Raw genomic sequence first — 26,599 nt, 5'->3', positions numbered from 1 at the left:
GTAATGCTATGGTAATACTAGGTATTTTACAAGAAGGACTTGTGTACGCGATTATGGCGCTTGGCGTTTATATTACGTATCGAATATTGGATTTTCCGGACCTATCGGTGGACGGAACATTTCCCCTTGGAGCTGCAGTAACAGCTACATTAATTATTGCAGGAGTAAATCCTGTGTTAACATTAATTATCTCCTTTTTTGTAGGAGCACTTGCTGGAATGATAACTGGTATCATACATGTAAAACTAAAAGTTAGAGACTTGTTATCAGGAATTATTGTTATGACTGCGTTATATTCAATTAATTTGAGAATAGCAGGGAAGGCGAATCTCCCGATATTTAGTAAAGAATCCATATTTGAAAATTCATGGTTAGATAAAATAGTGAGTGATAAATTTAGTGATTATATTACGATTAGTATTTTATTAATTATCGTAATTATTGTTAAAATATTATTGGATTTATACTTAAAAACAAAATCAGGATATCTATTAAAGGCGGTTGGTGATAATGAAACATTGGTAACCTCCTTAGCCATAAATAAAGGTAGTATCAAAATATTAGGACTTGCGATTGCGAATGCTTTAGCTGCACTTGCAGGTAGTGTATATTGCCAAATGAATGGCTATTTTGAAATATCCATAGGTACTGGAACAATCGTTATTGGATTGGCAAATGTTATTATTGGTATGAATTTGTTTCGTAACAATAGATTTATAAAACCAACAACAGCAGTTATTATTGGTGCAATTTTGTATAAAGCATGTGTAGCACTAGCTATTAAGATTGGATTAACTGCCTCTGATTTAAAATTAGTAACATCTGTATTATTCCTTATCATTTTAGTAATAAGCGGGAAAAAAAGTAGGAAGGTGAAGATCAATGCTTGAATTAAAAAATATTAATAAGTACTATAATCCTGGTACGATTAATGAAATGTGCCTATTCGACTTTTTTAATTTAAAAATTTTGGATCAAGAATTTGTTTCAGTGGTAGGAAGTAATGGATCAGGTAAAACATCTATGCTTAATTTGATTTGTGGAAGTATTCCACTGGATTCTGGTCAAATACTAATGAATGGAAAAGACATTTCAGGATTAGCAGAACATAAAAGAAACCGAAATATTGGTAGAGTTTATCAAAATCCAGCGATGGGTACTTGCCCAAGCATGACGATTCTTGAAAATATGTCAATTGCGGATAACAAAGGAAAATCATTTAACTTAAAGCCAGGAACAAACCGCCAAAGAATTGATTATTACCGTGAAAGTCTTAGTATTTTGAATCTTGGATTAGAGGATAAGCTAAATGTAAAAGTTGGTTCCTTATCTGGAGGACAACGTCAAGCAATTGCGCTAATTATGGCTACCATGACTCCAATCGAATTCTTAATCCTTGATGAACATACCGCAGCTCTAGATCCTAAAACCGCAGATATTATCATGGAATTAACGGATAAAGTAGTAAAAGAAAAGAAGCTTACTACAATTATGGTAACACATAATTTAAGATACGCTATTGAATATGGTAATCGAATTATTATGATGCATCAAGGAAATGTTGTCCTTGATAAAGCAAATAGCGAAAAAGATGAAATGAACATTGATGACATTCTTCGTAAATTTAATGATATTAGTATTGAATGTGGAAATTAGTAAATATTAGTTAAAACTACTTACCTCTCCACGAGGAAATAAGTAAAAATTAATTATTTCTATTGGATAAATATGAATAATATGTTGAAAAATAACATTGTTTATGTTAACGTAAAGCTATTGTTCTTAAAACTAGGAGGTATAGGTAAGTATGTTTGAAATGAAGGACGAGTATTATATTGGTATTGACAGTATTGATGAGCAACATAAGAAGCTTTTTCAAATTGCAGAGGATACATATAATTTATTAAGCAATGCATATATAGTAGATAAGTATGATCATATCGTTGCATTAATAAATGAATTAAGAGAGTATACAGCAACACATTTTACAGAAGAAGAAGCTTATATGGAAAGCATCAAATACAAGAGATTTTTATCTCATAAAGTACAACATCAAGAGTTTTTAGACAAAATTAATGAGATAGAGATTAATGATTTAGAGGAAAACCAAGACAGTATTATCATGGACATACTAAACTTTATCTATGACTGGTTAGTAAATCATATCCTTGAAACGGATAAATTAATTGTCGAATAATATATAGTATTTGCTCGCTGGAGTGTGTGAAGCACACTTTTGTTCTTATTGTCCTATCATTAAAAATTAAAAAAATTTCCTAGAGTTGCATACTTAGTAATACACTATAGTAGAGATAGGTGTTAAGGAGTATTATATGAAGCCAGCAATAGGAAAGCGATATGTTTATTATCAGAATTATTGTATTTATGTTGGTCGAGGATATATCAAATTGGATGAAGTCATGGAATTATTAAGGCAGACTTACTGGGCTGATAAACGTTCCGAAGAATTAACATTAAGAAGTATCAATCATTCTCGTTGCTATGGAGTTCGTGACAAGGACCTAAAATTAGTAGGGTTTGCAAGAGTTATTACCGATTATGCAACTACTTATTATTTGTGTGATGTTATAATAGAAAAGAATCATCAGCATTTAGGCTTGGGAAAAGAGCTGATGAGATTTATCATAGAAGATCAGGACTTAAGTGGTTTAAGCGGAATGTTAGTAACTGAGAATGCACACCATTTTTATGAAAAGTTTGGATTTGTTAGAGCTGGTGCTAGGTTTATGCAAAGAGTAGTATAGAATTTTGTGGTTGACATGAGTAGAAATATTTGCTATAGTGAACATTAATATAAACTTCATAACATTAAAGCTGTGAAAAGAAAGAGTAGAAATTAATGAATCAAACAGAAAGTTGCCGGTGGATGAGAGGCGCATGAGGACTAATTTTGAATACATCTTAGAGCATCACACCGAACGAAGGAAACTTTTAGTAGGCTGTTGACGGATTCCTGCACCCGTTATCGTGCTAGAGTATAACCATATTATATTAAATTGACCGGTAAGTTTAATATCTTTATGAGTACTTGAAGAGGTTAGCTGCGTGAGCAGTTAATAAATTGAGGTGGTAACGCGTGATAATATCCCGCCCTCTTGTATAAGAGGGACGGGATTTTTTTATTTTATAAGAAATAAATGCGATAAAGCGTTGTCCTTATATTTAGCGTTATTAAAATTGATGTATGCTTTATAAATTCTGGGTTTGACTATGGGGTTTATGTTATAGATTATAAGAGGAAAAGGAAAGAATAAAATGAAAAGTGTAGAAGAACAATTAAAAATTATGAAAAAAGGTGCTTTTGATATTATAAGTGAGGATGAATTACGTAATAAGATAGAAACGTCCATTCGTGAAGAACGCCCTTTAATTATTAAATTAGGACTGGATCCATCCGCACCGGATATTCATCTTGGTCATACGGTAGTATTACGTAAAATTAGACAAATGCAAGATTTAGGACATGAAGCTGTTATTATTATTGGTGATTTTACAGGAAAAATTGGTGATCCAACAGGAAAATCTAAGACTAGAAAACCACTATCTGATGAGCAAGTAAAAGAAAATGCTGCTACTTACTTAGAACAGATTTTTAAAGTGTTAGATAAAGATAAAACAAAGGTTCATTTTAATAGTGAATGGCTAAGTAAATTAAATTTCGAAGATGTTATTAAATTGGCGGCAACTACTACCGTTGCAAGATTATTAGAGCGAGATGATTTTACTAGCCGTTACAAAAGAAATGAAGCAATTGGTTTACATGAGTTCTTCTACCCATTAATGCAAGGATATGATTCTGTTAAAATTCATGCTGATATTGAACTTGGTGGAACGGACCAAACCTTTAATGTCTTATTTGGGCGTGTACTTCAAAAGGATGCTGGGCAAGAGCCACAGGTTGCAATGTTTATGCCTATACTAGAGGGGCTAGATGGTAAAGAAAAGATGAGTAAAAGTCTTGGTAACTATGTAGGGGTAAGTGAATCACCTGAAGTTATGTTTAAAAAAGTTATGGAAGTACCAGATGAGTTAATTATCCGTTATTTTGAATTAGTTACGGACGAGCATCCAGATGATATCGAAGTAATGAAGCAAGAAATGGAAGATGGAAGAAATCCGAGGGATATAAAAATTAAGCTTGCACGTATTATTACTGAACTTTACCATGGAGAAGAAGGAAGTAAGGCAGGGGAAGAATATTTTAAAACAGTGTTTAGAGATGGTCAAATTCCTGATGTAATGCCTGAACTAGATCTGCCAAAAGAAATGGAAACTTTACTTGACATTGTGCCGTTGTTATTAGAAAATAAACTTGTGGCATCAGGAAGTGAATTTCGTCGATTAATAAAACAAGGAGGCGTCTCATTGAATGGAGAGAAAATCCTAGATATTGATTGCGTCCTAGTTGAGGATGAAAATGTGCTACGAATCGGTAAGAAAAAATTTATTCGATTACGAAAAGCAGGAGGGATTCAAGACGTTAAAGCAAAGGAGCAAGAAAAATAGAAAGAGCTATAAGCATTATCTTCTGAATTTAACTTTTTTGTACATCTGTTTGATTATACCTTTTACGAAGTATACCGTACAGGCGAATTCACAATTAAGTCAAAAACAATTAGAGGAGAAAGAAAGTCTAGACCTATTTTACAAGTCACAAATTGATAAGATACAATTATTACAAGAAACTTATGGTTGTATTTATTATGCAATTGGTGATACCAACGATTATCCTTTTTCCTATACAGACGAATCGGGAGTGGATTTAGGATTATATTATGATATCATCGCTTATTTTAAAGAAGCATTAAACATTGATTTTAAAATGGTTCAGTTTGAGGATTATCAAGTAGCATTGGAGAAATTAGAAGAGAATGAGATTCAGATTTTAACAGGTATGCTGATAACTTCCGAGGAAGAACCAAGTTTTTATGAGAAAAACTTGTTATCCAACTCTAAAAATATTACATTCTCAGATCGCATTACTAAGAATAATCTAATCTTGGTTGGAAGAAACGATAAGACATTTTCCATGGAAGCAGTTTCGAATTATTATTGGGGAATTGAAGAAAGATTTTCACCTTTGGTAAAGGATACTGTTTTTGAAGGCCACACCATTGAATATAATTCATACAATGACTTGGTTCAGGCAGTAAATGGGGATGAATTACAAGGAATGTTAATAAAGGAGAGTAATTTTAACCATAATGTGGATAAGTTATTAGAAAAATCTGCAAATACTATATTAGATTACTCAATACCTTTCACCGAGCGTTTTGCCTATAACGCAGAGAATGTAACATTAAATGAACTATTAAATGATTTATTAAACATATATCTAGAGTATCACAACGTGAATGATAACGTATCCGTTGTCAATGAGATTGATTCAGAAGATGAAACGAGTAAGAGACACGTAATAGGTATTACAACTTATGTTTTTGGTTTAGCAGCAACGGTATTAATTATTTTTTATGCATCGAAACACATAACGAAGTATGTAAACAGAAGAAAGAGAATTCGTGATTTAGAAAATCGACTCATGATAAAACTAGACGCTGATTCTGAGAAGTTTTATATTGACCTAAAACAAGGTAAAATTACTTCAAGTAGACATTTTAAATCTATGCTTAAAAAACGAAAAAGAAAGACGTTACGTTTAAAAGAATTATCGGTATTGACAGGTTATGATTATGAATTACATTATAAAAATATCGTGTTCTTAGGTGAAGAATTGTTTACAGAAGAATATGCTTTGTATGTGGATGGTGAGAAAAGACATTTTGTAGAGAATGGTGTCTATAGCAATGGATTTTTGGTTACAGTGCTAACGAAAACAAATTAAAAAAAATTTAAATTTATGCTTGACAAAATGGCTTGTCCTAAATATAATATATCTTGTACTCGCGGCAAGTGAGTACGAGATATGGGATCTTAGCTCAGCTGGGAGAGCATCTGCCTTACAAGCAGAGGGTCATAGGTTCGAGTCCTATAGGTCCCATTTTTACGGTCAGTCAAATGACGTAATATGGCGAAATAGCTCAGTTGGCTAGAGCACACGGTTCATACCCGTGGTGTCGTGGGTTCAAATCCCTCTTTCGCTACTATGAATGAAAACCTATCAAACGGCGTTAGCCGATTGATAGGTTTTTTGTTGTATTGATTGAAATTAGATAATCGACTAAAGTACATTTCTAAAAATTATTTTCAATGGTTCTAACTGGGTTCCAGAGATCCTCCCCACGTAAAACATTGAGTGGATGATAATATTCTTCTAATCCTGGATTTGTTAGTTGTTTTGAAAAGTTTGCACGTTTATTAGTTTTACTACCAACTCCTGTATTTGCATATTCAACATAGGAGCAAGTAACCTCTGCATTAGGTTTATCCCAATTGTGCCAGCCTTCCTCTTTAATATGACCTTCCATATTACAATGAAGAAATGCAGTTTTTGCATAGCTTCTCCATGGCCTTCCAAGATAAACACTATTTTCTTTTGCATCACCGATTAAATTACAATCATAAAAAACAAGGCCGAATTCTTGTGAAATTGGAGTATTTGCAGCAGTGATATAAGCGGTTTCTTCACTTCGTAATTCACAAGAATCAATGGTACATCGATTAAAATAACAAGTATTAGAACCAAAGATAAAATCAACGTCACCACGGATATAACAATCTTCAAAATAATTTCTTACAAGTGGAAACATGATTGGAGTATTGGAATTTTTAAAATAATCAGGTAGCATTAATTTTTCTAGTTGAGCCTCATTGATTTCACCAACAAAGATAGTATCTTGAAATGCAATAAACCTGCAATTATAAAAAGCGGTACAATCAGAGGCAATATAGGCTGCTACGGCCTGGCCCACTTTTTCTCCATATCCAGCATAGTTTTCAATGGTTATATTTTCAACTGTGATATCTCTACCGGCAAATAAAACTGTGAAGGTATTTGAAGTGCGATATTCACTACCATCCTCCCGCAATTTTTTTGCACCATCATTATATCGAATCACTGTAGTCAAAGGATCTTGTCCGATGATTTTTAAATTCGACTTCCTTATAAATAATTTTTCATTATAAATACCTGGTTTTACGAAAATGGTGATTGTTTCTTCATGAACATCAGGAATTGATAAAATAGCATCACCAATGGTTTTAAAATCACCATCCCCAAGCATTGAAACGGTTATCATAATTTTCTGGCCTCCTATGTGTAAGTTTCTTTTGTATTTCAAGCATCTGCCTAAGGCTTATTATACTAAAACCTTGGTGGATGACAAGCAAAAACTATGTTAAAATATTATTGATAAATATTTTGATTGTAATTCGTTGAATATAATAATAAAATGAAGGAAGAACATTTAAGGAAAAAGTTGTTCTATTTAAATAAATTATAAATACAGTATTACGAAAAATATATAATTTCATATAGTATAGCTTATCAGAAGTTGCCTTTTACTTCTTAGAATATAGCTTAAGTAAGAACGGAGGTTAAGATGAGAGTAGGGTTAGGTTATGATGTTCATAAATTAGTGGAAGATAGAGAACTTATTTTAGGTGGTATTACAATTCCTTATGAGAAAGGATTACTAGGTCATTCGGATGCAGATGTATTAGTCCACGCGATTATGGATGCGTTACTTGGAGCAGCTGCACTTGGTGATATCGGAAAACATTTTCCAGATACGAAAGAGGAATATCGTGGAGTATCCAGTATAGAATTGTTAAAGCATGTGAAAAAACTCTTAGATGAAAAGTGTTTTATCATAGGAAACATTGATGCAACAATTGTTGCACAAAGACCTAAATTAGCAAGTTACATTCCTAAAATGGTTGAAAATATCGCAAAAACATTGGAGATTGACGTAAACAATGTTAATATAAAGGCTACAACGGAGGAAGGATTAGGTTTTACCGGTAGCGGAGAGGGAATTTCTTCTCAAGCAATTTGCTTATTAAATACCGTAGAGAATTTTTCTTATAACGGAAAAGATGGAGTAGCATATGTTTATGATCCAGATGCCACTGATCGTTGTTCCGGTTGTACTGGATGTTGCAAGTCTAACGGTAATGAGTAATTAATTTATGAATCGGAGGCTGCAAGACTAGCGGCAGTGAGTGATAAAATTTATGAATCGGGTGTCGTAAGGCATACACCAATGAGTAATTGATTTATGAATTGGAAGCTGCAAGGTTAATGGCAATGATAATCAATTCGTGAGTGTGTGAAAGGGTTGACAAAAATATAAAATTTGCATAGAATAAATACAAATTAATATTAAAAAGCGAAGAACAGAAAGAGTACCTATACTAACGGTAACAGAGAGAGGATGTCATTGGCTGAAAGCATCCTTTATTTTAGGTAAAGGGAAGTGCATCTGGGAGCTTGTTTAGTGAAAATAGTACCTAAACACGGGAAACTGCCGTTATCAGTAGAAAGATGTAACTTATGATGAGTTACAAATGAGAGTGGAACCGCGATAACTTCGCCTCTTAATGATTAAGAGGTGGAGTTTTTTTAATTTATGGAATATAAAAGTGTACAATGCTTTGTCCTATAGATTAGAAAACGCAACGCCCAAAATCTATTCATAGTTAAAATTATGTTTATCTATAGGAAGGATGGTAATGATATGGGTATAATTCGTTTCATAAAAGAAGAAATGCAAGTTATAAAAGAACGTGATGCGGCGATTAAGACCCCATGGGAGGTTTTTTTATACCCAAGTTTTAAAGCAATTATAAGGCACCGAATTGCACATTGGTTATTTTTAAGAAAACATTATTTTCTTGCACGTTGGTTTTCACAGCGTACGGTCAGAAAAACAGGAATTGAAATACATCCAGGAGCGACCATAGGTAAAGGACTATTTATTGACCATGGGCATGGTGTGGTTATAGGTGAAACTGCTATCATTGGAGATAATGTTACCTTATATCAAGGAGTAACCTTAGGTGGTACAGGAAAAGAAAAAGGCAAACGCCATCCAACCATCGGCGATAATGTTATGATTAGCGCAGGAGCAAAAGTATTAGGATCCTTTACAGTGGGAGAGAATTCTAAAATAGGAGCTGGATCTGTTGTTTTATCAGAAGTCCCTCCGAATTCCACAGTGGTTGGTGTGCCAGGTAAGGTTGTAAAGAGAGATAATATTAAAGTTCCAAGTGAAGATTTGGATCAACGTTTACCAGATCCAGTTCAAAATCAGATTGATCATTTAGATAAAACGATACATTCACTTAGCTTACGTTACAATGAATTGCATGAGCAAATCAATGATAAAAAAATAGAAAATGAAGATGATATCAATAAATAATAGAAATAGTATTTAAAGAAGGAGAACTCAAATGAAAATCTATAATACCTTAAGTAAGCAAAAAGAAACATTTGTGCCATTACAAGAGGGAAAAGTAAGTATGTATGTATGTGGCCCTACCGTTTATAATTATATTCATATAGGAAATGCAAGACCTGTTGTTGTATTTGATACGGTAAGACGTTATTTAGAATACAAAGGTTACGAAGTTAATTTTGTATCTAATTTTACAGACGTAGATGATAAAATTATTAAAAAAGCCAATGAAGAGGGTGTTTCCTCATCTGAAATATCAGAACGTTATATCAATGAATTTAAGAAGGATACAAAAGCTCTTAACGTAAAACCTGCAACTAAGAATCCTAAAGCAACTGAAGAAATTGATGAAATGATCGAGATGATTGAGGATTTGATTGAAAAGGACCATGCTTATGCAAAAAATGGTACTGTGTATTTTAAAACGAGAAGTTTCCCTGAGTATGGAAAATTATCAAAGAAGAACATTGATGACTTAGAAGCTGGTGCAAGAATTGCTGTAAGTGATGAAAAAGAAGATCCTATGGATTTTGTTCTTTGGAAACCGAAAAAGGCTGGAGAGCCAGCATGGCATTCACCATGGTGTGATGGAAGACCAGGTTGGCATATTGAATGTTCCGTTATGAGTAAAAAGTATTTGGGAGAACAAATTGATATTCACGCAGGCGGCGAAGATTTAATTTTCCCTCACCATGAAAATGAAATTGCACAAACAGAAGCATGCAGTGGTAAACAATTTGCGAAATATTGGATGCACAATGCCTTTGTAAATATTGATAATAAGAAGATGTCTAAATCTGAAGGCAATTTCTTTACAGTAAGAGATATTGAAAAAGAATTCCCATTATCAATTCTTCGATTCTTTTTACTAAGTGTACACTATAGAAGCCCAATTAACTTTAGTCGTGAGATTATGGAAGCATCTAAGAATGGATTAGAAAGAATCCAAAATGCAATTGCGCAATTAAAATATTTACAAAGTGTAAAAAAAGATAAAATGTCTGAGAAAGAATTAATTGCTTGCGAAGCAGATGCAACAATTGGATTAACAGAGGAAGAGCAAGGTTTATGGAAGGAATTTGAGGCATTACATGAAAAATTTGATACCGTAATGGATGATGATTTTAACACTGCTGATGCTATTACTGCAATTTTTGAAATGGTGAAATTATCAAATTCAAATCTTTCTGTTGATTCCAGTGAAGAAATGATTGAAAAAGTTCTTACCAAAATTACTACACTCTGTGATATACTTGGAATTGAAACTGAAAAAAAGACAGAGATGTTAGATGAAGAAGTAGAACAACTTATTGCAGCTCGTCAAGCTGCTAGAAAAAACAAGGATTTTGCAAAAGCAGATGAAATACGTAATCAATTGCTTGATATGGGCATTATTCTTGAAGATACTAGAGAAGGTGTGAAATGGAAGAGAGCTTAGTTTCAAAAGTGCAAAGTACTTTTGAACTTTCAAAAAAAGATATACGTACCTATTCTCCACTAACATTGGCGTATATAGGAGATAGTATTTACGATCTTATTATACGTACAATGCTAGTGGAGCGTGGAAACGCCCAAGTGAATCGCTTACATCAAAATGCGAGTAAGATGGTGAAGGCATCCGCACAAAAAGATATTTTACATGCAATTATGGATGAGTTGACGGAAGAAGAACTTGGATATTATAAGCGTGGAAGAAATGCGAAGTCTGTTACTGTTGCGAAGAATGCATCCATGAGTGATTACCGAATTGCTACGGGGTTTGAAGCATTGATGGGATATCTTTATATGACTGAACAGATGGACCGAATTTTTGAACTGTTGCATTCTGGGTTGCATAAAGCTGGTTTTATTGAGAGTGAAGATTAGAATAGAACGTGGGTAATACAGTTTTGTTACAAGAAGGACATATAAAAAAGAATATCACTATAAAAATTTAATTTTAAGTGGTTATATTTAAAATGATTTAGTACAAGCTGAAAGAAGCTGCTTGTAGACAGTATGGAGGTTAATTTGAGATACGAAGAACTAACTATAGAAGGTAGAAATGCAGTATTAGAAGCATTTCGAGCAGGAAAACCAATCGATCGTCTTTTTATATTAGATGGTTGTCAAGATGGACCAATTAAATCTATTTTACGTGAAGCTAAAAAAGGCGACACAATTATTAATTTTGTTAAAAAAGAGCGTTTGGATCAGATTTCAGATTCAGGGAAACATCAAGGTGTTATTGCATATGCTGCAGCGTATGAATACGCAGAAGTTGAAGATATTTTAAAGGCAGCAGAAGAAAAAGGAGAAGATCCATTTATTATTTTATTAGATGGTATTGAAGATCCTCATAATCTTGGTGCTATGATTCGAACTGCAAATCAAGCAGGTGCTCATGGTATCATTATACCAAAACGTAGAGCAGTTGGACTTACTGCTACAGTGGCAAAAACATCTGCTGGTGCCATTAACTATACTCCAGTAGCGAAGGTAACAAATTTAGTTGCGACTATGGAAGAGTTAAAAGAAAAAGGCTTATGGTTTGTTTGTGCAGACCTACAGGGTGAAGTAATGTATCGCCAGAACTTGACTGGACCAATTGGATTGGTAATCGGTTCTGAAGGTGACGGAGTTTCAAGACTTGTAAGAGAAAAGTGTGATTTCACAGCTAAGATACCTATGGTTGGTGACATTGATTCCCTCAATGCTTCTGTGGCTATGGGAATTTTAAGCTATGAGATTGTTAGACAGAGAAATTTTAAGTAAGGAATACACTTTACAAAGAATTGAAAAGTAAAATATAATGTTATATAAAACGGTGTAAAAACTATGATAGAAAGAATTCTAAAATTTTATATCTTTTTGTAGTTATTTCTACAATAGTTTTTACACCAATAAAACATTGTCTATAAAATTAAAAATGTAGTCATTTAATAAGACTTTTGAGTTAGGAGGATGAGTATGATTTATCAGCAATATGAGAATATTTCGGATGAAGACATTGTTATGCTCATTCGAGAAGGTGACACATTAGCGATGGATTATCTAATAGGTAAGTATAAAAATTTAGTGAGAAAAAAGGCAAAGGCGCTTTACTTGATCGGTGGTGACCACGAGGACTTGATTCAGGAAGGTATGATTGGACTGTACAAAGCCATACGCGATTATCAAAGAGAGAAGGAAGCGTCCTTTTTAACTTTTGCTGATTTATGTATTTCAAGACAAATATATACGGCTATAAAATCTTCAAATACGAAAAAGAATCAGCCACTTAATAATTACATATCCATTGATAGTTCAAATTATTCCGATGATGTAGAATCAACGGATTCTGCAGTTTCTTTTATTGAAACCCTAGCACATGCTAGAATCATGAATCCAGAAGAAATGTTTATTGATAAGGAAAATACATCTCTTTTAGAAAAAGAACTTTATGAAAGATTAAGCAATTTTGAAAGGCAGATTTTAAATCTTTACATGCAAGATTATAATTACAGTAAGATTGCCGAAATACTTAATAAAGAGCCCAAATCGGTAGATAATGCGTTGCAACGAATCCGAAAAAAGTTGAATCAGATCCTGAAAGAAATTTAATATTGAAAATGGGTTTATAAAATAAATTTCTTCATTTTGGACTTGCAATATATTTCATTCTATGGTAATATATCTTTCGGACGCATTCCCATGCGAACAGTTGCTGCCATGGCTCAGTCGGTAGAGCGTCACCTTGGTAAGGTGGAGGTCACGGGTTCGATTCCCGTTGGCAGCTTATAATGAAACCCTAGTGTTTACTAGGGTTTTTCTATTTTATGGGGAAAGAAAAGCACTCCCCAAAGGGGTGCTTTTTATGATTTGACTAACATTTGACTAACATTTATTTTAAAACTAAGCTTTTTTCTTAAAGGCATCTTCTAATGCACTAGCAGCTTTTTCATCCAATTGTTTTAGAGCATGAGCATAAATATCCATTGTGGTGCTTGTCTGAGCATGGCCAAGCCTTGTTGAGACAGTTTTAACGTCTACGTTTTCGGCTATTAAAAGAGTTGCGGAAGTATGTCTTAATCCGTGTAAAGGAATTAAGGGAAGCTTATCTTTCTCATCAGTAACAGTTTTATTGTACTTGTTGATAATTTTCTTAAATGTCTGCGTCGGTGTGGAGGGATACATTTGTTTACCATTCCATTGAGTAAAGATGTGGTTACTTCCAACCCATTGATCTCCTAAAGAAAGGCGATATTTATTCTGTTCTAACTTCCATTCTTTAAGTAATTGTATAACAAAGCCAGGAAGCTTAATTGTGCGGATAGAAGTTAAAGTTTTTGGTTCTTTAGTAATAATCTGCTTATTAACATAAGAACTAGATTTGCTAATATTCACAGAACATTCATCAAAGTTGATATCTTCCCAGGTCAATGCAACTATCTCACCCCTGCGTAACCCTCCAAAGATAGCTATGTAAAAAAACACTTTAAATTGTTTTGGTATTCGTTTTGTTTCTTCATATGAGCTAACATGATATTTTTTACCTGTGTCATCAATGCGATCATGTTCCTGATATGTAAATGAATAATTCATGTCTAGAGCATTAAGAAAAAGTTGTGTTTGTTCTAGTGTAAAAAATTTTATGTTTTCAGCAGTACGAGTTACTTTGGGTGGAGACACTCGATCGCAAGGATTATTTTCAATTAACTGCCATTGAACTGCTGTGTGTAATATACTGCTTAATATAACATGGTCCTTCTTAATGGTAGCAGCACTATAACCGCCAGGCTTACCATCTAAACGTATACCGTCTTCTAATAGATTATTATAATAACTTTGTAAATGCATAGGGTTAAGATTAGATAGTTTGATATGTCCAAGAGCTGGTATGATACGTAGTTTTAAATTATCGCTATAGCTTTTAAAAGAGTTTTGAGTAAGATTTATTTTAGCGTATTCTTTGAGCCACTGATCAGTAAATTCCGATAAGGTAAGTTTCTCACCCTTTAATAGCTTGCCAGATTTTACTTTTTGTTCGAATTCAAACACAAAGGTATCAAGAGCTTTTTTCTGCTGCCGTTCTGTCAAGTTATGATCAGGTGTAAAGGTCGTCGTTTCTAGTATCTGCCTGCCTGAGCTGTCACGTCCGTTAGACACTGTTATTTGATAAGAGTTTCCTCTTTTACGAATAGATGCCATTGTATCATTCCTTTCTTTATAGAACACCTGTTTTCAGGTGCAATTTAATAAAGGTCGTGGTATAATACACTTGTTTGAAGGGTGTACTATTTGACCTTTTGGTTAGTAGTAACATTTATTTGCAGCTCTAGTGTTGGTAGCACTGGGGCTGTTTTTATATTCATACAAAAATGATCCTTATAACACAATTAAAATTTTAATAAAAAGGAAGTTCTTCTTTGATATTATCCCATCCTTTTCCTTCGGCTTTTTTATCTTTATATTTAAGTAGTGTCTTTTCAATCCATAATGAATAGACTTCATCATCAATAACTGGGGTTAATATATATTTATATTAGTATGTAACACATTAACACCTAAATTTTATTAGAGAGTACATAATACATTATAAATCAAAATATTAATCATAAAATATATAGCTCTCTAAAACAAAAAAAAGGTGTTACGGTGTTACGGCCCGTAAAAGCCTTTTAAATTAAGGTTTTTTATGAAACACCATAATTAAATTGTGTGTTGCGAAATTATTAAAATGGGTTACGGAATTAGAAAAATGAAAAGGAGTAAGTTTCATAGAAACTCAACAAGTAAAACAAATGAGTATGAATTTATTTATAACAATCCACTGATTCAACCGATTCCATTGATTAATAATTGAAACAAAGTGGAAACAAATTATAGTTTCGTTTCCACTATTCAACTCTTGATTTTATGCGGGTTTAAAGAATACTGTGGAAACGTGGAAACGATGGAAACGAAATATCTAAATAAGGAGTTTGAATTATGATTATTAGAAAAAGGAGTAAATTACATGAACAGATTTATTAAAACAAATGAAGGATATATTAATACTGATCAGATAGCAAGTTTCAGAACAGATGATAATGACAATACGGTTATTACATTAAAGAATGGAAAAACTATGAGGCTGTCGGGAAATAAGACAGGAGATATATTAAGAGTAAATATGATAAGTGATTCTATCGTAGTTGCCCTTGATAAAATTGGAACCCAATTGACTTTGATAAATGGAAATTTGAACTTAATAGAAAGTAATATCAGTCAAATTTCTTCGTCTATAGATAGTGTAGTAGCAGGTGGAAAGTATGGCGATTTTGTAAGAATAGGCGGTACAGTACACTGTGAATAGTAAAAAGGCTCTTGTCGCTGCTACCAACATTGACAAGAGCACGTAACTAGACAGATTAATGCCAGGTACTATTTTGATTATACTTCTTCTTTTGGTATCTGGCAAGGGATTTTTACCCTTACATAAGTGAGAAAGGATTCAATATGGACCATGCGATTGATTATTTAAGGGAATGTATGATAATGGATGAAGTTGTCTTTCTGGAAGAATGGCATCCAGGGCAGTATTCATCAATAAAGTATTGTCCATCCTATGAAACTGTGAAAGCCTACTGTGATGCCATTAATGTGCTTATTAAGGCATATTACAGTCAAGAGTACATAAAAAAGTACAGTTTAACACCGATTAAGATTATTCGATTATATGAGGAATTGAGGAGATGATTGGAACGCTTCATTGGAGCGTTTCCAAAACAAACACGAATAATCTAAAAATATGCCCTTACTGATTGTAAGGACACAGCGAAAATATTGGATCTACTCATACCAAGATACGAAAAGGAGAAAGATTATTATGTATAAGATGATTAATGAAGAATTAAGAATAGCAGCTTGCCGTATAAGTGAGATACCAGAGGAGTACGCAGAAAAAATGAAACCACTTGAAACGCTTGCAATATTTTATGATCCAAGGTTTGATATCGTAGTGGTAAATCTAGATAACGAATATTATGACTCGTACGAGAAGTTATGTATTGCCTATTTGGATTCAGACTATAGTATCAGAAGTGATTTAAAGAATAGGTTAAAAAGCATTAGTGCATTAACGTGTGTAAAGTTATTAGATGATATAATCGCCTTGCGTGAAAGAAAGAGAGAAGAGAAAGAATACAGTCAAATAAGAAAGATATTAGGAAATACAGGAATAGGCATTGTAATGGACAATGCACCTATGATTGATGCTATTGTTAGAAATGAAACAGATTTTTGGAGTAAAAAATTTCTTTTTATGTATGGCTACATAATGGGAAAACGTGCCGAGCGTGCCAGAAGAAAGAAGGCAACGGTATGAGTATAGTCAAGTTTATTATGAACCTAAATTGAAATTACGTAGCCAAGTTAATTCAAGGTTAGCAATAAAATAATTTATTACTTCAATTAAATTAAAGCAAAAGTATTGATAACAAGTGAAAGTGAGGAAAGTAGCTACTGGTTAACGCATTGCAGTAACTACAAGGCGATAATGTATTGTGTTATTCAAACAATAGAACGAAAGAAACCACCAGGAAAGGGATATTCGAAAGAATTAATAGCAAAGTATTATGAGATGTCTCTTAATGGACAAGATATGAGCCATTGGAGCTACCATTATAGTTATAACAATTACTTTGAACGGAATATTAAAACAGCTTATAAAATTTCAATTCATCATAGTTATAGGGAAAATGGAAAAGTTAAGAAGAAACAATTTATATTAATTACTGTAGGTTATTATGATATTGCGGACAGGTATTTTTGCTTATATGAAGATTGTGATAGAAAAATAAAAGCAGTAGCAGAGGAATGATATGATCCTCCTTAAGTAGACAAGGTAAATAACCAAAATCTACTTAAGGAGGATTTTTCATGTCCAGAAAAGCTAAATACTCCCCTGAAACTAAAGCGAGTGCTTGTGAAGATTATTTATCTGGAAATTTATCAATGCGAGAAATTTGTGCAAAATATGATATTCCTTTTAACGAAAAGAAAAGGAATTGTTCTGTTCATAAATGGTTACATTTTTATAACTATTCAGGTATTGAGGTGTTTCAAAATCCAATAGGGAATAAAGCTTATACAAAAGAGTTTAAAACTGAAATGGTCGAACGATATCTGCGTGGAGAAGGATCTTTAGAAGAACTTGCAGCTAAATATAATATTTTGTCTGATTCGACACTAAAACAGTGGATTATGAAGTATAATGCCAATAGAGAACTTAAGGATTACGATCCGAAACGGGAGGTCTATATGGCAGAGGCAAGGCGAAAAACAACTATTCAGGAACGCAAAGAAATCGTTACATACTGCATTGAACACAATCGTGATTATAAGGACACAGCAGCACTTTACGATGTTTCTTACAGTCAGGTGTATTCCTGGGTGAAAAAATATGATGCCACAGGTGAAGAAGGTCTTACTGACAAACGTGGTCGACATAAGACAGATGATGAAGTTGATGAATTAGAACGATTACGAAGAGAGAATCTTCGGCTAAAGCGTCAGCTTGAAGAAAAAGATATGGTGGTAGAACTGTTAAAAAAAGTGAAAGAATTCGAAGGGATGTGAGACTCGGAAAGCAACGCCATGAATCAAAGTATCTTGTTATTGAATACTTCCATACGAACAAGGGTTGGAGTGTCAACTGGATGTGTGCACAGCTTGGAATCGCCAGAGCTGCGTTCTACAAATGGAAACATAGAATTGTACCAGAACAAGAAAAAACTAATATCGAAATCGCAGAATTAATCAAAGAGTATGATGAAAGATTTTCTCATATCTTAGGGTACCGAAGAATGACGGATTGGATCAATCATTTCAATCATACTCATTATTCAAGGAAACAAATTCATCGTATTATGAAAAAACTTGGAATCCATTCTGTTATTCGTAAAAAGAAGAAAAAATACAATTCTTCCAAGCCAGAAGAAACAGCAGAAAATAAGTTAGCAAGAGACTTTTATGCAACAGAGCCTAATCAAAAGTGGGCTACTGATGTAACGGAGTTTAAGATTCCTGAAACCAATAAGAAACTATATCTTAGTGCGATCATAGATCTCTATGATCGTTATCCTGTTGCATTTGTTATAAGCGGCAGAAACAACAATCAACTGGTATTCAAAACCTTTGATAAAGCAATTGATGCTAATTCAACTGCAAAGCCTATTTTTCATAGCGACCGAGGCTTTCAGTATACAAATAAGGTGTTCCAGAGAAAACTTCAAGATAGCGAAATGATTCAATCAATGTCCAGAGTTGGCCATTGTATTGATAATGGACCAACGGAAGGTTTTTGGGGAATCATTAAATCAGAAATGTATCAAATGTACGAGATAACAGATGAGTTATCATTACGTCATGCAATCAAAGATTATATCCGATTCTATCGAGATGAGCGACCTCAAAGCAGATATGATTGTAAAACACCTGCTGAGGTAAGGGCTGAAGCGTTAGCTTCCGCAACTCCAACAACATATCCGATTGCAAAGAATAAAAGAATTGAGAAATATAAATCAAAGTGGTGCGCATAAAAAATCAGCCATACGAAAATCGTATGACTGATTTATGAGCATTACTTTAGATATTTGGCCTGTCTACTTGACAGGGAGCATATCAGAATTAAATGTGTCTACGGAATACATATATGAGCTAGTTGAACAGAAGATTGGGCCATTGGTAAGTCAGATTGAAGAAGAGTTCAAACAGACGGAAGAATATAAGACACATGAAGAACATGAGAGAATTCTTAAGTTGTACAGAGAGGAAAAGAGTAAATTTAATTGTAAGTATGATTTAAGTAGTGATAGTAACGAATATGATAGATGTTATGATGTATTTGGGACATTGCGTAATTCAGAAGCGTTAGAACAAATTAAGAGAGAATACAAATTCAGAAAAGAGTATGAAGAAAGAAATCGTAGTTATCAGCAAGGGTATTACAGTAACTACAACAATAATTCAAGTAGTTACTGTAGTTCAAGTCAAGGTAACTACAATGAAGTAGATAAAACGTATCTGAAGGAGTTCTATAAGATTTTATCAAGAAAGTTTCATCCAGATAGTAATCCTGATAAAGATACATCGGAACAAATGAAACTAGTCAACCGTTTAAAAGATCAGTGGAATATATAGATTGCAGAAAGCAGGTAATTTATGAGTGTAAAAATTAAAGTCTCTTATGAGACAGAACAGGAACTAAAGACGATTCTTTCGCTCCTGGACCCAGTGGTTAAAAAGTGGAGTAAGCAGCAGAAGCAGGGGCGATACAATAGAGTATATATTAAAGCAACAATTAAGAAGGAGCAAAATAATGACGAAAGAAGCATATAAGAAGTACATAATAGAACTTATAGAACGAATTGAAGATAATAGAATATTGAAAAGAATATATGTATTTATTCGTGTATTGATATAGTAGTTATAATACATTTATAAGTGAATAAAAAAGAGTACCCCAATGATTAGACACATTGGAAGTTTTATTGTAAGACGCGGGAATAACGATTCATAGATTTTATGATTCGATGTTGCTGCGTCTTTTTTTGTGTAGAGAAGATGTTTAAGGATTTATAGATATATTGGCTACATAAGATAAGTTAATATATTTTAAAGGAAGTCCTAACTTGGAACAGCCTTGCTGTATAGTTAAAGAATAGACAGAAATAGGCTAGGATTGAAAAGACTGCTAGGTATTTGTTTAATAACTGCTGCCACTTCTGTGAAAATAGAAAAGAGCATAAATACAGAATGTAGAGTAAAGAATTTATATTAGATATAAGCAGGTTTAGAAATGACAGAGTATATTTTTAGATACAGGATTGACTGAAAAAAAGGTGTGATTTAATTGTGAGAATCAAAACAAACGAATTCAAACACGAACTCGTAAAATAAAGGAGAAAAGCTATAAAATATTGGGATTATCGTTCGGTACGTTCCGAACGTTTTATGGAACGCTCCAAGCGCTTTATAGAAAATCTTTAAGGTATGTAATTAAGAAACTTACAAAACTTTACCTAAGGTTATATCTAAATAATCCCTTATTGCCATTAAAAACAGAAGCTGTCACTTTGTTATAATTTAATCGTTAAAGTAACAGCTCCCTGGTATTATGATTGTATTTTTGTAAGCAATGCATCTTGTAATACTTTTGAAAAGTTTATACCTTGTGCAAGTGCTTTGTCGTTAAGCCAAGATGGAATAGTCAAAGTTTTTTTGATTGCCTTCATGCCTTTGTATTGATCAATGTTACATGATACAAGGCTAGTAAATGAATTAGAATCTTCAAGCATAATAGTTTTAATCTTTGATGGTGTAGGTATATCCTGGTTTGATTCTAATAAAGTTAGTACGTAAGCGGATAAGGCTTCTTGTGCATTTTCAATCGTTTCATTTAAAGTATCGCCGAAGGATTGGCAACCTATTAAATCGGGAAACTCAACCCAAAAGGCAGAATCCTCTTCATGAAAGATGGCAGGGTACGCAAATAACATAATATCACTCCTTTATTTATATAGGCGAAGAAGAGGGCTATTTTAGCCCTGTCCTCTTCAATATTTTGTTTAGTAGACCAGTCGGTACATCTTTGTTGTGGATAGGAACAACTTCTATTTCGTCGCCTTTTTATAGTACGTGGTGACTACCAGTGATTCGAATTACTTCCCATCCGTTTTGTTTTAGTAGTTTAAGTAAATCTTTATCTTTCATTGTATGTACTGACCTCCTTACATCAATATTATAACACGTGTAGCACGTGTTGTCAATGAGTTCTTCATAAATTAATGAAAAAGAAGATTTAAAAAAGGAGGTAGAAAATAAATATTCTTTAAAGGAACATTCCATTCGATTAGAGGAACATTTCATTCGACCAATAGTTACATTAATTTTATAAAGGGAGTTGAACGCAAATGACAAATGAAGAGTTAGTACAGCAGATACAACAGGGGATAAATACAGTTGATAATTTGACCCTACTATACAAGCAAAATGAATATTATATCTATAAGATTGCTCGTAAGTATTCTGGATATATTGAGCTAGACGATCTAATGCAGGAAGGATACATAGGGATGTATGAAGCTGTCAAACGATATGAAGGTGATCAGGAAGTTAAGTTTATTACTTATGCAGCGTATTGGATTCGAAATGCTATGGAGTGCTGTATAGAACGACAAGGCTATACAGTAAGACATTCTAGGGATATGAAACAGAAGATAAACCGTTATAATAAGCTAGTAAATGTTTTTGAGTTACAGTATGGGCGGAAACCAACAGATGAAGAGCTGTGTAAGGGCCTTGGAATTGGACTAGAAAGCCTTGATAATTTGAAGGAGTACATTTATTCCTTTTATAATCTTTCAAGCCTTGATATAGCTGTCCAAGACGAGGATAATGACACTACGATTGGTGAGACGGTAGCAGATAATCAAGATATAGAAAAAGAAGTACTAGATAGAATAATGGACCAGGAGCGTAAAAGTATATGGGGGATTGTAGAGAAACATACTTCAGAATATGAGAATAAGGTTATTAAATTGCGTTACCTTAATAACATGACTATGAGGGCCGTAGGGGAGTTATTAGGAGTATCTGGCCAAGCAATTAGGCAAGTGGAAGTAAGTGGATTACGCAAATTGAGACGTCCAAGCTTAAGAAAAATGTTACAGAATAAATATGATATTGTTGAAAGTATGGCTTATCGGGGTAGTGTCAGTAGTTTTAATTATACATGGACCAGTTCGACCGAAAGAGCTGCTTTGAAATTAATAGAGAAGAGCTGATCAATGGCTCATAAATCAATATAACATTAACGAACTGCTGCTATTATGATTAATAAGGCTTGTCATAAAGACGGACGTGAGGTTTTCAGCTCTAAAGAAGAAAACTGATGATTCTCCTGGTGATATAGAATTTATATTTAGTATCGGACGATAAAACCTGGTTATTTTATATAGGCATTGTTAGAACTATATGGCAGCAGTTTGATACCAAAATAAAAAGTTAAAATTTGTGTAAATATTACAAAAAAGATATAGATTTTACAAATATATTTAAATTTAGAAAATAATGTGTTAAAATGTAAAAGATAAATATATTTATTAATAATTTGTAAAGGGGGACGAAATAGAAATTTATGTAACCAAGTAAATTGTACGATTAAGAATAAGGAGGAATTGAATGAACAAGAAATTAGGTAAAAAAATTATTACTTCATTAATGGCAGTTACTGTATTATTTTCTAGCAGTAAAATTATTTTTGCTCAAGACACTAAAAACTATGATGAATTAGAATATTCACAAGATGCTGCTCTTGAGGCATATAATCGTATTTGTGAAGGGTTATCTATTGATTTTTCATATGAAAATAACGATTTACCAGAAGAATTAGGCGGTTTCTATTTAGATAAAGATGTTTTGGTAATTCAATTAACAGATACAAGTAATGAGATAAAGAATAAGTATTTAAATTACTGTAATGGTTTCGAAGACGTTACTTTTGAAGAGGTTGATTATTCATATAAATATCTTAATAGTTTAAAGAGTGAAATTTCAACTATTTCTCGGAGTTTCGATGTAAATGAATATTATATTGACGTTTATACTAATAATTTAGTAATAGGAGTAGATAGTTCAGATTTAGAATCGATAGAAAATATAAGCACTTATTCTTCATTACCAATTACATTCGTGAAATCTCAACCAGCTACTCCGACAGCAATGCAAGGTGGCGAGGGAATAGTCGGGAAAAGTCAATGTTCAATTGGATATTTTGGCACTTATAATGGAAAAAAAACATTACTAACATGTGGACATACTAACACTAAAAATACAATAATTAAACCTGAATTATTCATGCTGACCTTGTTAGCATGATACAATACCTTTTTAATACTGAGTTTCATACATTTATTACTTTCACCTAAAAAGTGAAATCTAGATATAGAAAAAAGGCCTCTTCTTTGTTAAAATTTAAGTGCGACCCAAAATCAAACAAAGGAGAAACCTTATATGTCTAGTTTACAGGATTTACACTTAGAATGCAATAACCGTATTAAAATAAATTTTAATGGAGGAGAACTTTCCTCCGATTCTGGATTACTTTTACTCTATGAATATATAAATAAACTAAAGATCCCCTCTATCATTGCTGAGAATTTTAGTACTGATACAAAACAGCGTATTCATTCTGATTCATCCATACTCATGCAACGTATCTTTCAAAACATCGCTGGGTACTTTCAAGATGATGATGCGGATGAATTGGCTTTTGATCCTATATTTACTCAAATTCTTTCGAAAGAAAGATTGGCATCTCAACCTACAATAAGCCGTTTTATGAATCGTCTTGATGACATCTGTATTGTGCAGATGGATGTTCTTCATCAACTATTACGTGAGAAGATTTATTCTTATGAACAACCACAACAGATCATTCTTGATGTCGACTCTACTTCATTTACTACGTATGGTTCGCAAGAAGGTAGTAGCTATAATACTCATTATCAAAACGTTGGATATCATCCATTATTAGTATTTGATGGGTTAACTAAGGATTTATTAAAGGCTGAGTTAAGACCAGGAAATACTTACACTTCAAAGGACGCACATAATTTTTTGTATCCTCTCCTATTGGAATATATGGATAATTATCCAGATACTCAACTATTCTTAAGAGGTGATAGTGGTTTCGCAGACGTTATGCTTTATGAAAAGTTAGAGACCAATGGTGTGAGTTTTGCTATTCGTATGAAGGAATCAGCACGCTTACGTAAGATGGTTGAAGGTGATGTTTATGATTTTATGGAATCATTAAACAATAATCTTGTTGATTACGCTTGCACTTATACTGAATTCATGTATGCTGCTGATAGCTGGGCATATCCTCGTAGAATTGTTTGCAAGATTGAAAAACCATATGGAGTAATGGTAGCTAATTATACATTCATCGTTACAAATATGGAGATTCCTGCCCAGGATATTTTACGTTTTTATTGTAATCGAGGGACTATGGAAAACATGATTAAAGAAGCAAAACTAGGCTTTCATATGAATGCTATGCCAAATCATGATTTCATAACTAATCAAAATCGACTCCAAATCAATATGTTAACATATAACATATTCAATTGGTTTCGTCGAATGGTTTTACCAAAGAAGATGAGACATCTTCAAGTTGATACAATTCGTTTAAAACTTATAAAAATAGCAGCAAGGCTAACGAAGAAATCACGCTATCTAATCTTTAAGTTATGCAGTAGTTGCCCTTATAAAAATGAATTTAATGAGGTTTTATCAAAAATACATTCACTAAGACCACTACAAAGGTTATTAGAGTAGATAGTGAGTTGCACATTGGCAGTTAAAAAAAGAGAGTAATAATACCTTAGTTAAATTCCTTTCTTTTTGACTGTTAAAAAAAGTAAAATCATAAAATCAAAGTAAAAAACAACGGGCTGATATAAAGATCAGTAAATTAACTTTGTTATTTACTTACATGAATAATTCAGGTTAAATATAATGGTACAAATATTGGAAGTGTTCTTTATCAAAATCTAAATTTATATGAGACTTCATTAGGTAGTAATTTATATTATTCATATGGTGATTTTTCTCTTGTTGATATTTCAAATACTACTGTAAGTACTTCAAATCGAGTTGTTGGCTATGGTGGATTTACTGCAACAATTGCTGGAACGGCAAATATTGTGGCAGGTTTAGAAATAAAATATGCTGGTGTTACAACTACATATGGCACTGGTACTATAACTAGCACCGAGGTTACAAGAAAATTTACAGACAAACTTGATTTTAGTGAATTTGTTGTAAAAGGTCTATGTATAGTAACGCCAAAAACAAATTTTGTAGATGGTGGAGATAGTGGTGGTACAGTATATACAACAACGGCAGCAAATAGGAATTGTGTTGTAGGGATTGTAACAGGGAATAATGAAACTGACAATATATGGTATTTTACTCCTAATAAATACATCGAGAATGTAGGCTTTACATTTAATTAACATATGTAAAAATAAATCCAGTTATATATATATGTAACTGGATTTCTTATGATTTCGAAGGGAGTGGGGAAAATTAAAAAAATAACAAAAATGATTATTATAATGGCGGTACTAGTATTAAGTTTTATAATTTATTATAAAAAAAATAAAGACTTTTCTGAAGATGATAAGTTTAAGACATGGATAGATATTAATAAGACAGAATTTTATGACAATGAAGATATAAACATACAACTAAGTATGCATTATATTGGAGATAGTGAAGAAATTGATGTTTATATTCCTAAATATCCGTTTTCTTTATTAATTACTGGATCTAATGGCTTTCGGTCAGTACTAGAACCACCGAATACTTTTGGCGCTCAAATACATACTTTTAAAAGAGATGAAATTATCACAATGGATTGTTCGAGTTATGGATACTATAATTACTTTCAAGCTATGAAAATATTTAAGGACTATGATCAGCGTGAATCAAGCATTGGAATGTCAGATGTGCTCAGATCTCATCCAGCAGAATTAAGATTGCCACCAGGATATTATACATTAACGCTAACAACTTGGTATGAAGACGATCTATCAGGGGAATCGAAACATGAGTTATATGCAACTAAAAAAATTAAGGTAAAAGCTAAAAATAATAGAAAAAGTATACATGAAACAAGGTCTACAAAAAATTTTAAATTAGAGGCGAACTTGGATAAAAATATATACGAGGTTGATGAATACGTTAATATTTGGTCAAGTATGACGTATTGTGGTAAAGAGGATAGTATTTTTTATCCAGATATAGATGGCTATCCAATGTATATTAATATTTATGATGAAAATCATGATAAGTTACAGTTAGAGCGTGTTATATATGATTTGGCGTTTGACTATTGGTTTTATGAGCAGGGACTAAAAAAAGATAAAGCTTTTTATTATAAACCGTTTGATACATTTAATTTACCAGCTGGAAAATATCTTGCAGAGTTTATATATCGTTATCCGAACGATGATGGTAATATTGTTAGTGATACAATTGAAATAAATTTTGAAGTTGTGCCTAGTTTATAGATTTTGCATTCTGGCATTGCAACGATCGTAAAGTCTCACTGGTAAAAAATATATAATGTCTAATTACTAATTTATATTAGTTAATAGTTTTTTAGTAAGTTAAATTTTTAATTTAATCTGTTTCTATGATAAAAGTTA

General features: G+C 32.8%; 28 protein-coding genes, 3 tRNA genes and 2 other annotated features. Of the genes, 28 read left to right on the top strand and 3 right to left on the bottom strand.

Features of this window, described 5'->3' with window-relative positions:
* Positions 1 to 8: 8 nt before the first annotated feature.
* The 8 genes from BN4220_RS06760 (at position 9) to BN4220_RS06725 (ending at position 6,122) form a co-directional block, all read left to right on the top strand.
* On the top strand, positions 9 to 890 hold the full coding sequence (locus BN4220_RS06760) for an ABC transporter permease (protein ID WP_066714987.1): 882 nt from the start codon (positions 9 to 11) through the stop codon (positions 888 to 890).
* A complete protein-coding gene (locus BN4220_RS06755) occupies positions 883 to 1,656 on the top strand; it encodes an ABC transporter ATP-binding protein (protein WP_066714985.1) in 774 nt (257 codons plus the stop codon). Before BN4220_RS06760 ends, BN4220_RS06755 begins: the two co-directional genes overlap by 8 nt.
* Before the next feature lie 151 nt (positions 1,657 to 1,807).
* The gene (locus tag BN4220_RS06750; protein ID WP_066714984.1) at positions 1,808 to 2,197 is read left to right on the top strand and encodes a bacteriohemerythrin; all 390 of its coding nucleotides are present in this window, start codon (positions 1,808 to 1,810) and stop codon (positions 2,195 to 2,197) included.
* A 136-nt stretch (positions 2,198 to 2,333) separates the two neighbouring features.
* Entirely contained in the window at positions 2,334 to 2,765 is a 432-nt protein-coding gene (locus BN4220_RS06745) for a GNAT family N-acetyltransferase (protein ID WP_082812180.1), read from the top strand.
* A gap of 63 nt (positions 2,766 to 2,828) precedes the next feature.
* Positions 2,829 to 3,119, top strand: a binding site (T-box leader).
* A 157-nt stretch (positions 3,120 to 3,276) separates the two neighbouring features.
* Positions 3,277 to 4,527, top strand: coding sequence for a tyrosine--tRNA ligase (gene tyrS, locus BN4220_RS06740; RefSeq protein WP_066714983.1), 1,251 nt, complete (start codon positions 3,277 to 3,279; stop codon positions 4,525 to 4,527).
* On the top strand, positions 4,439 to 5,863 hold the full coding sequence (locus tag BN4220_RS06735; protein ID WP_066714982.1) for a transporter substrate-binding domain-containing protein: 1,425 nt from the start codon (positions 4,439 to 4,441) through the stop codon (positions 5,861 to 5,863). Before tyrS ends, BN4220_RS06735 begins: the two co-directional genes overlap by 89 nt.
* An 83-nt stretch (positions 5,864 to 5,946) precedes the next feature.
* Positions 5,947 to 6,019: transfer RNA gene (locus BN4220_RS06730), tRNA-Val, on the top strand.
* A 29-nt stretch (positions 6,020 to 6,048) separates the two neighbouring features.
* Positions 6,049 to 6,122, top strand: a tRNA-Met gene (locus tag BN4220_RS06725).
* 90 nt (positions 6,123 to 6,212) lie between these two features.
* Here BN4220_RS06725 and BN4220_RS06720 read toward each other — a convergent pair.
* On the bottom strand, positions 6,213 to 7,217 hold the full coding sequence (locus BN4220_RS06720) for a pectinesterase family protein (RefSeq protein ID WP_066714980.1): 1,005 nt from the start codon (positions 7,215 to 7,217) through the stop codon (positions 6,213 to 6,215).
* Positions 7,218 to 7,520: 303 nt separating this feature from the next.
* Between BN4220_RS06720 and ispF the strand changes: the two genes are divergently transcribed.
* The 7 genes from ispF to BN4220_RS06685 all read left to right on the top strand — a co-directional run bounded on the left by ispF (position 7,521) and on the right by BN4220_RS06685 (position 13,134).
* Entirely contained in the window at positions 7,521 to 8,102 is a 582-nt protein-coding gene (ispF, locus tag BN4220_RS06715; protein WP_066714978.1) for a 2-C-methyl-D-erythritol 2,4-cyclodiphosphate synthase, read from the top strand.
* A 201-nt stretch (positions 8,103 to 8,303) separates the two neighbouring features.
* Positions 8,304 to 8,521, top strand: a binding site (T-box leader).
* Between the two features lie 142 nt (positions 8,522 to 8,663).
* The gene (epsC, locus tag BN4220_RS06710) at positions 8,664 to 9,341 is read left to right on the top strand and encodes a serine O-acetyltransferase EpsC (RefSeq protein ID WP_347477067.1); all 678 of its coding nucleotides are present in this window, start codon (positions 8,664 to 8,666) and stop codon (positions 9,339 to 9,341) included.
* A gap of 31 nt (positions 9,342 to 9,372) precedes the next feature.
* Positions 9,373 to 10,815 (top strand): cysteine--tRNA ligase, encoded by a 1,443-nt coding sequence (gene cysS, locus BN4220_RS06705; protein WP_066714971.1) that lies wholly within the window; start codon positions 9,373 to 9,375, stop codon positions 10,813 to 10,815.
* Entirely contained in the window at positions 10,800 to 11,243 is a 444-nt protein-coding gene (locus BN4220_RS06700; RefSeq protein ID WP_066714969.1) for a Mini-ribonuclease 3, read from the top strand. The genes cysS and BN4220_RS06700 overlap by 16 nt, the downstream gene beginning before the upstream one ends.
* 144 nt (positions 11,244 to 11,387) lie before the next feature.
* Entirely contained in the window at positions 11,388 to 12,131 is a 744-nt protein-coding gene (rlmB, locus tag BN4220_RS06695) for a 23S rRNA (guanosine(2251)-2'-O)-methyltransferase RlmB (protein WP_066714967.1), read from the top strand.
* A 195-nt stretch (positions 12,132 to 12,326) separates the two neighbouring features.
* Positions 12,327 to 12,959 carry an RNA polymerase sporulation sigma factor SigH gene (gene sigH / locus BN4220_RS06690; protein ID WP_066714966.1) on the top strand — a complete coding sequence of 211 codons (633 nt, stop codon included), beginning with the start codon at positions 12,327 to 12,329 and terminating at the stop codon, positions 12,957 to 12,959.
* Positions 12,960 to 13,061: 102 nt separating this feature from the next.
* Positions 13,062 to 13,134, top strand: a tRNA-Thr gene (locus BN4220_RS06685).
* Between the two features lie 116 nt (positions 13,135 to 13,250).
* Here the strand turns inward: BN4220_RS06685 and BN4220_RS06680 are convergent.
* Positions 13,251 to 14,546, bottom strand: a complete 1,296-nt coding sequence (locus BN4220_RS06680) for a tyrosine-type recombinase/integrase (protein WP_066714965.1) — start codon at positions 14,544 to 14,546, stop codon at positions 13,251 to 13,253.
* Positions 14,547 to 15,354: 808 nt separating this feature from the next.
* Here BN4220_RS06680 and BN4220_RS06675 point away from each other — a divergent pair.
* The 8 genes from BN4220_RS06675 to BN4220_RS20015 all read left to right on the top strand — a co-directional run bounded on the left by BN4220_RS06675 (position 15,355) and on the right by BN4220_RS20015 (position 19,718).
* Positions 15,355 to 15,693: a hypothetical protein gene (locus BN4220_RS06675; RefSeq protein ID WP_066714963.1), complete on the top strand. Its 339-nt coding sequence runs from the start codon at positions 15,355 to 15,357 to the stop codon at positions 15,691 to 15,693.
* Positions 15,694 to 15,836: 143 nt separating this feature from the next.
* Positions 15,837 to 16,076: a hypothetical protein gene (locus tag BN4220_RS06670; protein ID WP_066714962.1), complete on the top strand. Its 240-nt coding sequence runs from the start codon at positions 15,837 to 15,839 to the stop codon at positions 16,074 to 16,076.
* Between the two features lie 130 nt (positions 16,077 to 16,206).
* Positions 16,207 to 16,704, top strand: coding sequence for a hypothetical protein (locus BN4220_RS06665; RefSeq protein ID WP_066714960.1), 498 nt, complete (start codon positions 16,207 to 16,209; stop codon positions 16,702 to 16,704).
* A gap of 171 nt (positions 16,705 to 16,875) precedes the next feature.
* Positions 16,876 to 17,199, top strand: coding sequence for a hypothetical protein (locus BN4220_RS06660; RefSeq protein WP_066714958.1), 324 nt, complete (start codon positions 16,876 to 16,878; stop codon positions 17,197 to 17,199).
* Positions 17,200 to 17,258: 59 nt separating this feature from the next.
* On the top strand, positions 17,259 to 17,957 hold the full coding sequence (locus tag BN4220_RS06655; RefSeq protein ID WP_066712009.1) for a helix-turn-helix domain-containing protein: 699 nt from the start codon (positions 17,259 to 17,261) through the stop codon (positions 17,955 to 17,957).
* Entirely contained in the window at positions 17,954 to 18,919 is a 966-nt protein-coding gene (locus BN4220_RS06650) for an IS3 family transposase (protein WP_066712010.1), read from the top strand. The genes BN4220_RS06655 and BN4220_RS06650 overlap by 4 nt, the downstream gene beginning before the upstream one ends.
* Positions 18,920 to 18,953: 34 nt before the next feature.
* Positions 18,954 to 19,520: a hypothetical protein gene (locus BN4220_RS06645; protein ID WP_148401700.1), complete on the top strand. Its 567-nt coding sequence runs from the start codon at positions 18,954 to 18,956 to the stop codon at positions 19,518 to 19,520.
* A 21-nt stretch (positions 19,521 to 19,541) separates the two neighbouring features.
* Positions 19,542 to 19,718, top strand: a complete 177-nt coding sequence (locus tag BN4220_RS20015) for a hypothetical protein (protein ID WP_156476402.1) — start codon at positions 19,542 to 19,544, stop codon at positions 19,716 to 19,718.
* Positions 19,719 to 20,494: 776 nt separating this feature from the next.
* Here BN4220_RS20015 and BN4220_RS06640 read toward each other — a convergent pair.
* On the bottom strand, positions 20,495 to 20,878 hold the full coding sequence (locus BN4220_RS06640; RefSeq protein ID WP_066714955.1) for a type II toxin-antitoxin system HicB family antitoxin: 384 nt from the start codon (positions 20,876 to 20,878) through the stop codon (positions 20,495 to 20,497).
* A gap of 414 nt (positions 20,879 to 21,292) precedes the next feature.
* On the opposite strand from BN4220_RS06640, the gene BN4220_RS06630 reads away from it, so the two are divergent.
* From BN4220_RS06630 to BN4220_RS06610, 5 genes are all read left to right on the top strand, one after another.
* Complete coding sequence (locus BN4220_RS06630) at positions 21,293 to 22,165, top strand: sigma-70 family RNA polymerase sigma factor (protein ID WP_066714953.1); 873 nt, start codon at positions 21,293 to 21,295, stop codon at positions 22,163 to 22,165.
* Positions 22,166 to 22,562: 397 nt separating this feature from the next.
* A complete protein-coding gene (locus BN4220_RS06625; RefSeq protein WP_066714951.1) occupies positions 22,563 to 23,258 on the top strand; it encodes a hypothetical protein in 696 nt (231 codons plus the stop codon).
* A 135-nt stretch (positions 23,259 to 23,393) separates the two neighbouring features.
* Positions 23,394 to 24,722: an IS1380 family transposase gene (locus tag BN4220_RS06620; RefSeq protein WP_066712939.1), complete on the top strand. Its 1,329-nt coding sequence runs from the start codon at positions 23,394 to 23,396 to the stop codon at positions 24,720 to 24,722.
* A 368-nt stretch (positions 24,723 to 25,090) separates the two neighbouring features.
* Positions 25,091 to 25,402, top strand: coding sequence for a hypothetical protein (locus BN4220_RS06615; protein WP_066714949.1), 312 nt, complete (start codon positions 25,091 to 25,093; stop codon positions 25,400 to 25,402).
* Positions 25,403 to 25,450: 48 nt separating this feature from the next.
* The gene (locus BN4220_RS06610) at positions 25,451 to 26,461 is read left to right on the top strand and encodes a hypothetical protein (RefSeq protein WP_148401699.1); all 1,011 of its coding nucleotides are present in this window, start codon (positions 25,451 to 25,453) and stop codon (positions 26,459 to 26,461) included.
* The last annotated feature ends 138 nt before the right edge of the window (positions 26,462 to 26,599 follow it).

Origin of the sequence: Clostridium sp. Marseille-P299, from assembly GCF_900078195.1 — a bacterium.
Taxonomy (GTDB): Bacteria; Bacillota; Clostridia; order Lachnospirales; family Lachnospiraceae; genus Lachnoclostridium.
The sequence above is the reverse complement of the archived record's forward strand: the minus strand, read 5'-3'. Positions and strand labels throughout refer to the sequence as shown.

Bases quoted from the DNA above. Each gene is read 5' to 3' on its own strand.
- ispF (WP_066714978.1), top strand. From the start codon at position 7,521: ATGAGAGTAGGGTTAGGTTATGATGTTCATAAATTAGTGGAAGATAGA.
- cysS (WP_066714971.1), top strand. From the start codon at position 9,373: ATGAAAATCTATAATACCTTAAGTAAGCAAAAAGAAACATTTGTGCCA.
- BN4220_RS06735 (WP_066714982.1), top strand. From the start codon at position 4,439: ATGTGCTACGAATCGGTAAGAAAAAATTTATTCGATTACGAAAAGCAG.
- BN4220_RS06760 (WP_066714987.1), top strand. From the start codon at position 9: ATGGTAATACTAGGTATTTTACAAGAAGGACTTGTGTACGCGATTATG.
- BN4220_RS06630 (WP_066714953.1), top strand. From the start codon at position 21,293: ATGACAAATGAAGAGTTAGTACAGCAGATACAACAGGGGATAAATACA.
- BN4220_RS06700 (WP_066714969.1), top strand. From the start codon at position 10,800: ATGGAAGAGAGCTTAGTTTCAAAAGTGCAAAGTACTTTTGAACTTTCA.
- BN4220_RS20015 (WP_156476402.1), top strand. From the start codon at position 19,542: ATGAGTGTAAAAATTAAAGTCTCTTATGAGACAGAACAGGAACTAAAG.
- BN4220_RS06675 (WP_066714963.1), top strand. From the start codon at position 15,355: ATGAACAGATTTATTAAAACAAATGAAGGATATATTAATACTGATCAG.
- BN4220_RS06640 (WP_066714955.1), bottom strand. From the start codon at position 20,878: ATGTTATTTGCGTACCCTGCCATCTTTCATGAAGAGGATTCTGCCTTT.
- BN4220_RS06720 (WP_066714980.1), bottom strand. From the start codon at position 7,217: ATGATAACCGTTTCAATGCTTGGGGATGGTGATTTTAAAACCATTGGT.
- BN4220_RS06660 (WP_066714958.1), top strand. From the start codon at position 16,876: ATGTATTGTGTTATTCAAACAATAGAACGAAAGAAACCACCAGGAAAG.
- BN4220_RS06625 (WP_066714951.1), top strand. From the start codon at position 22,563: ATGAACAAGAAATTAGGTAAAAAAATTATTACTTCATTAATGGCAGTT.
- BN4220_RS06745 (WP_082812180.1), top strand. From the start codon at position 2,334: ATGAAGCCAGCAATAGGAAAGCGATATGTTTATTATCAGAATTATTGT.
- BN4220_RS06655 (WP_066712009.1), top strand. From the start codon at position 17,259: ATGTCCAGAAAAGCTAAATACTCCCCTGAAACTAAAGCGAGTGCTTGT.
- BN4220_RS06610 (WP_148401699.1), top strand. From the start codon at position 25,451: ATGATTTCGAAGGGAGTGGGGAAAATTAAAAAAATAACAAAAATGATT.
- BN4220_RS06680 (WP_066714965.1), bottom strand. From the start codon at position 14,546: ATGGCATCTATTCGTAAAAGAGGAAACTCTTATCAAATAACAGTGTCT.
- tyrS (WP_066714983.1), top strand. From the start codon at position 3,277: ATGAAAAGTGTAGAAGAACAATTAAAAATTATGAAAAAAGGTGCTTTT.
- BN4220_RS06755 (WP_066714985.1), top strand. From the start codon at position 883: ATGCTTGAATTAAAAAATATTAATAAGTACTATAATCCTGGTACGATT.
- BN4220_RS06750 (WP_066714984.1), top strand. From the start codon at position 1,808: ATGTTTGAAATGAAGGACGAGTATTATATTGGTATTGACAGTATTGAT.
- BN4220_RS06645 (WP_148401700.1), top strand. From the start codon at position 18,954: ATGAGCATTACTTTAGATATTTGGCCTGTCTACTTGACAGGGAGCATA.
- BN4220_RS06620 (WP_066712939.1), top strand. From the start codon at position 23,394: ATGTCTAGTTTACAGGATTTACACTTAGAATGCAATAACCGTATTAAA.
- BN4220_RS06665 (WP_066714960.1), top strand. From the start codon at position 16,207: ATGTATAAGATGATTAATGAAGAATTAAGAATAGCAGCTTGCCGTATA.
- sigH (WP_066714966.1), top strand. From the start codon at position 12,327: ATGATTTATCAGCAATATGAGAATATTTCGGATGAAGACATTGTTATG.
- BN4220_RS06670 (WP_066714962.1), top strand. From the start codon at position 15,837: ATGGACCATGCGATTGATTATTTAAGGGAATGTATGATAATGGATGAA.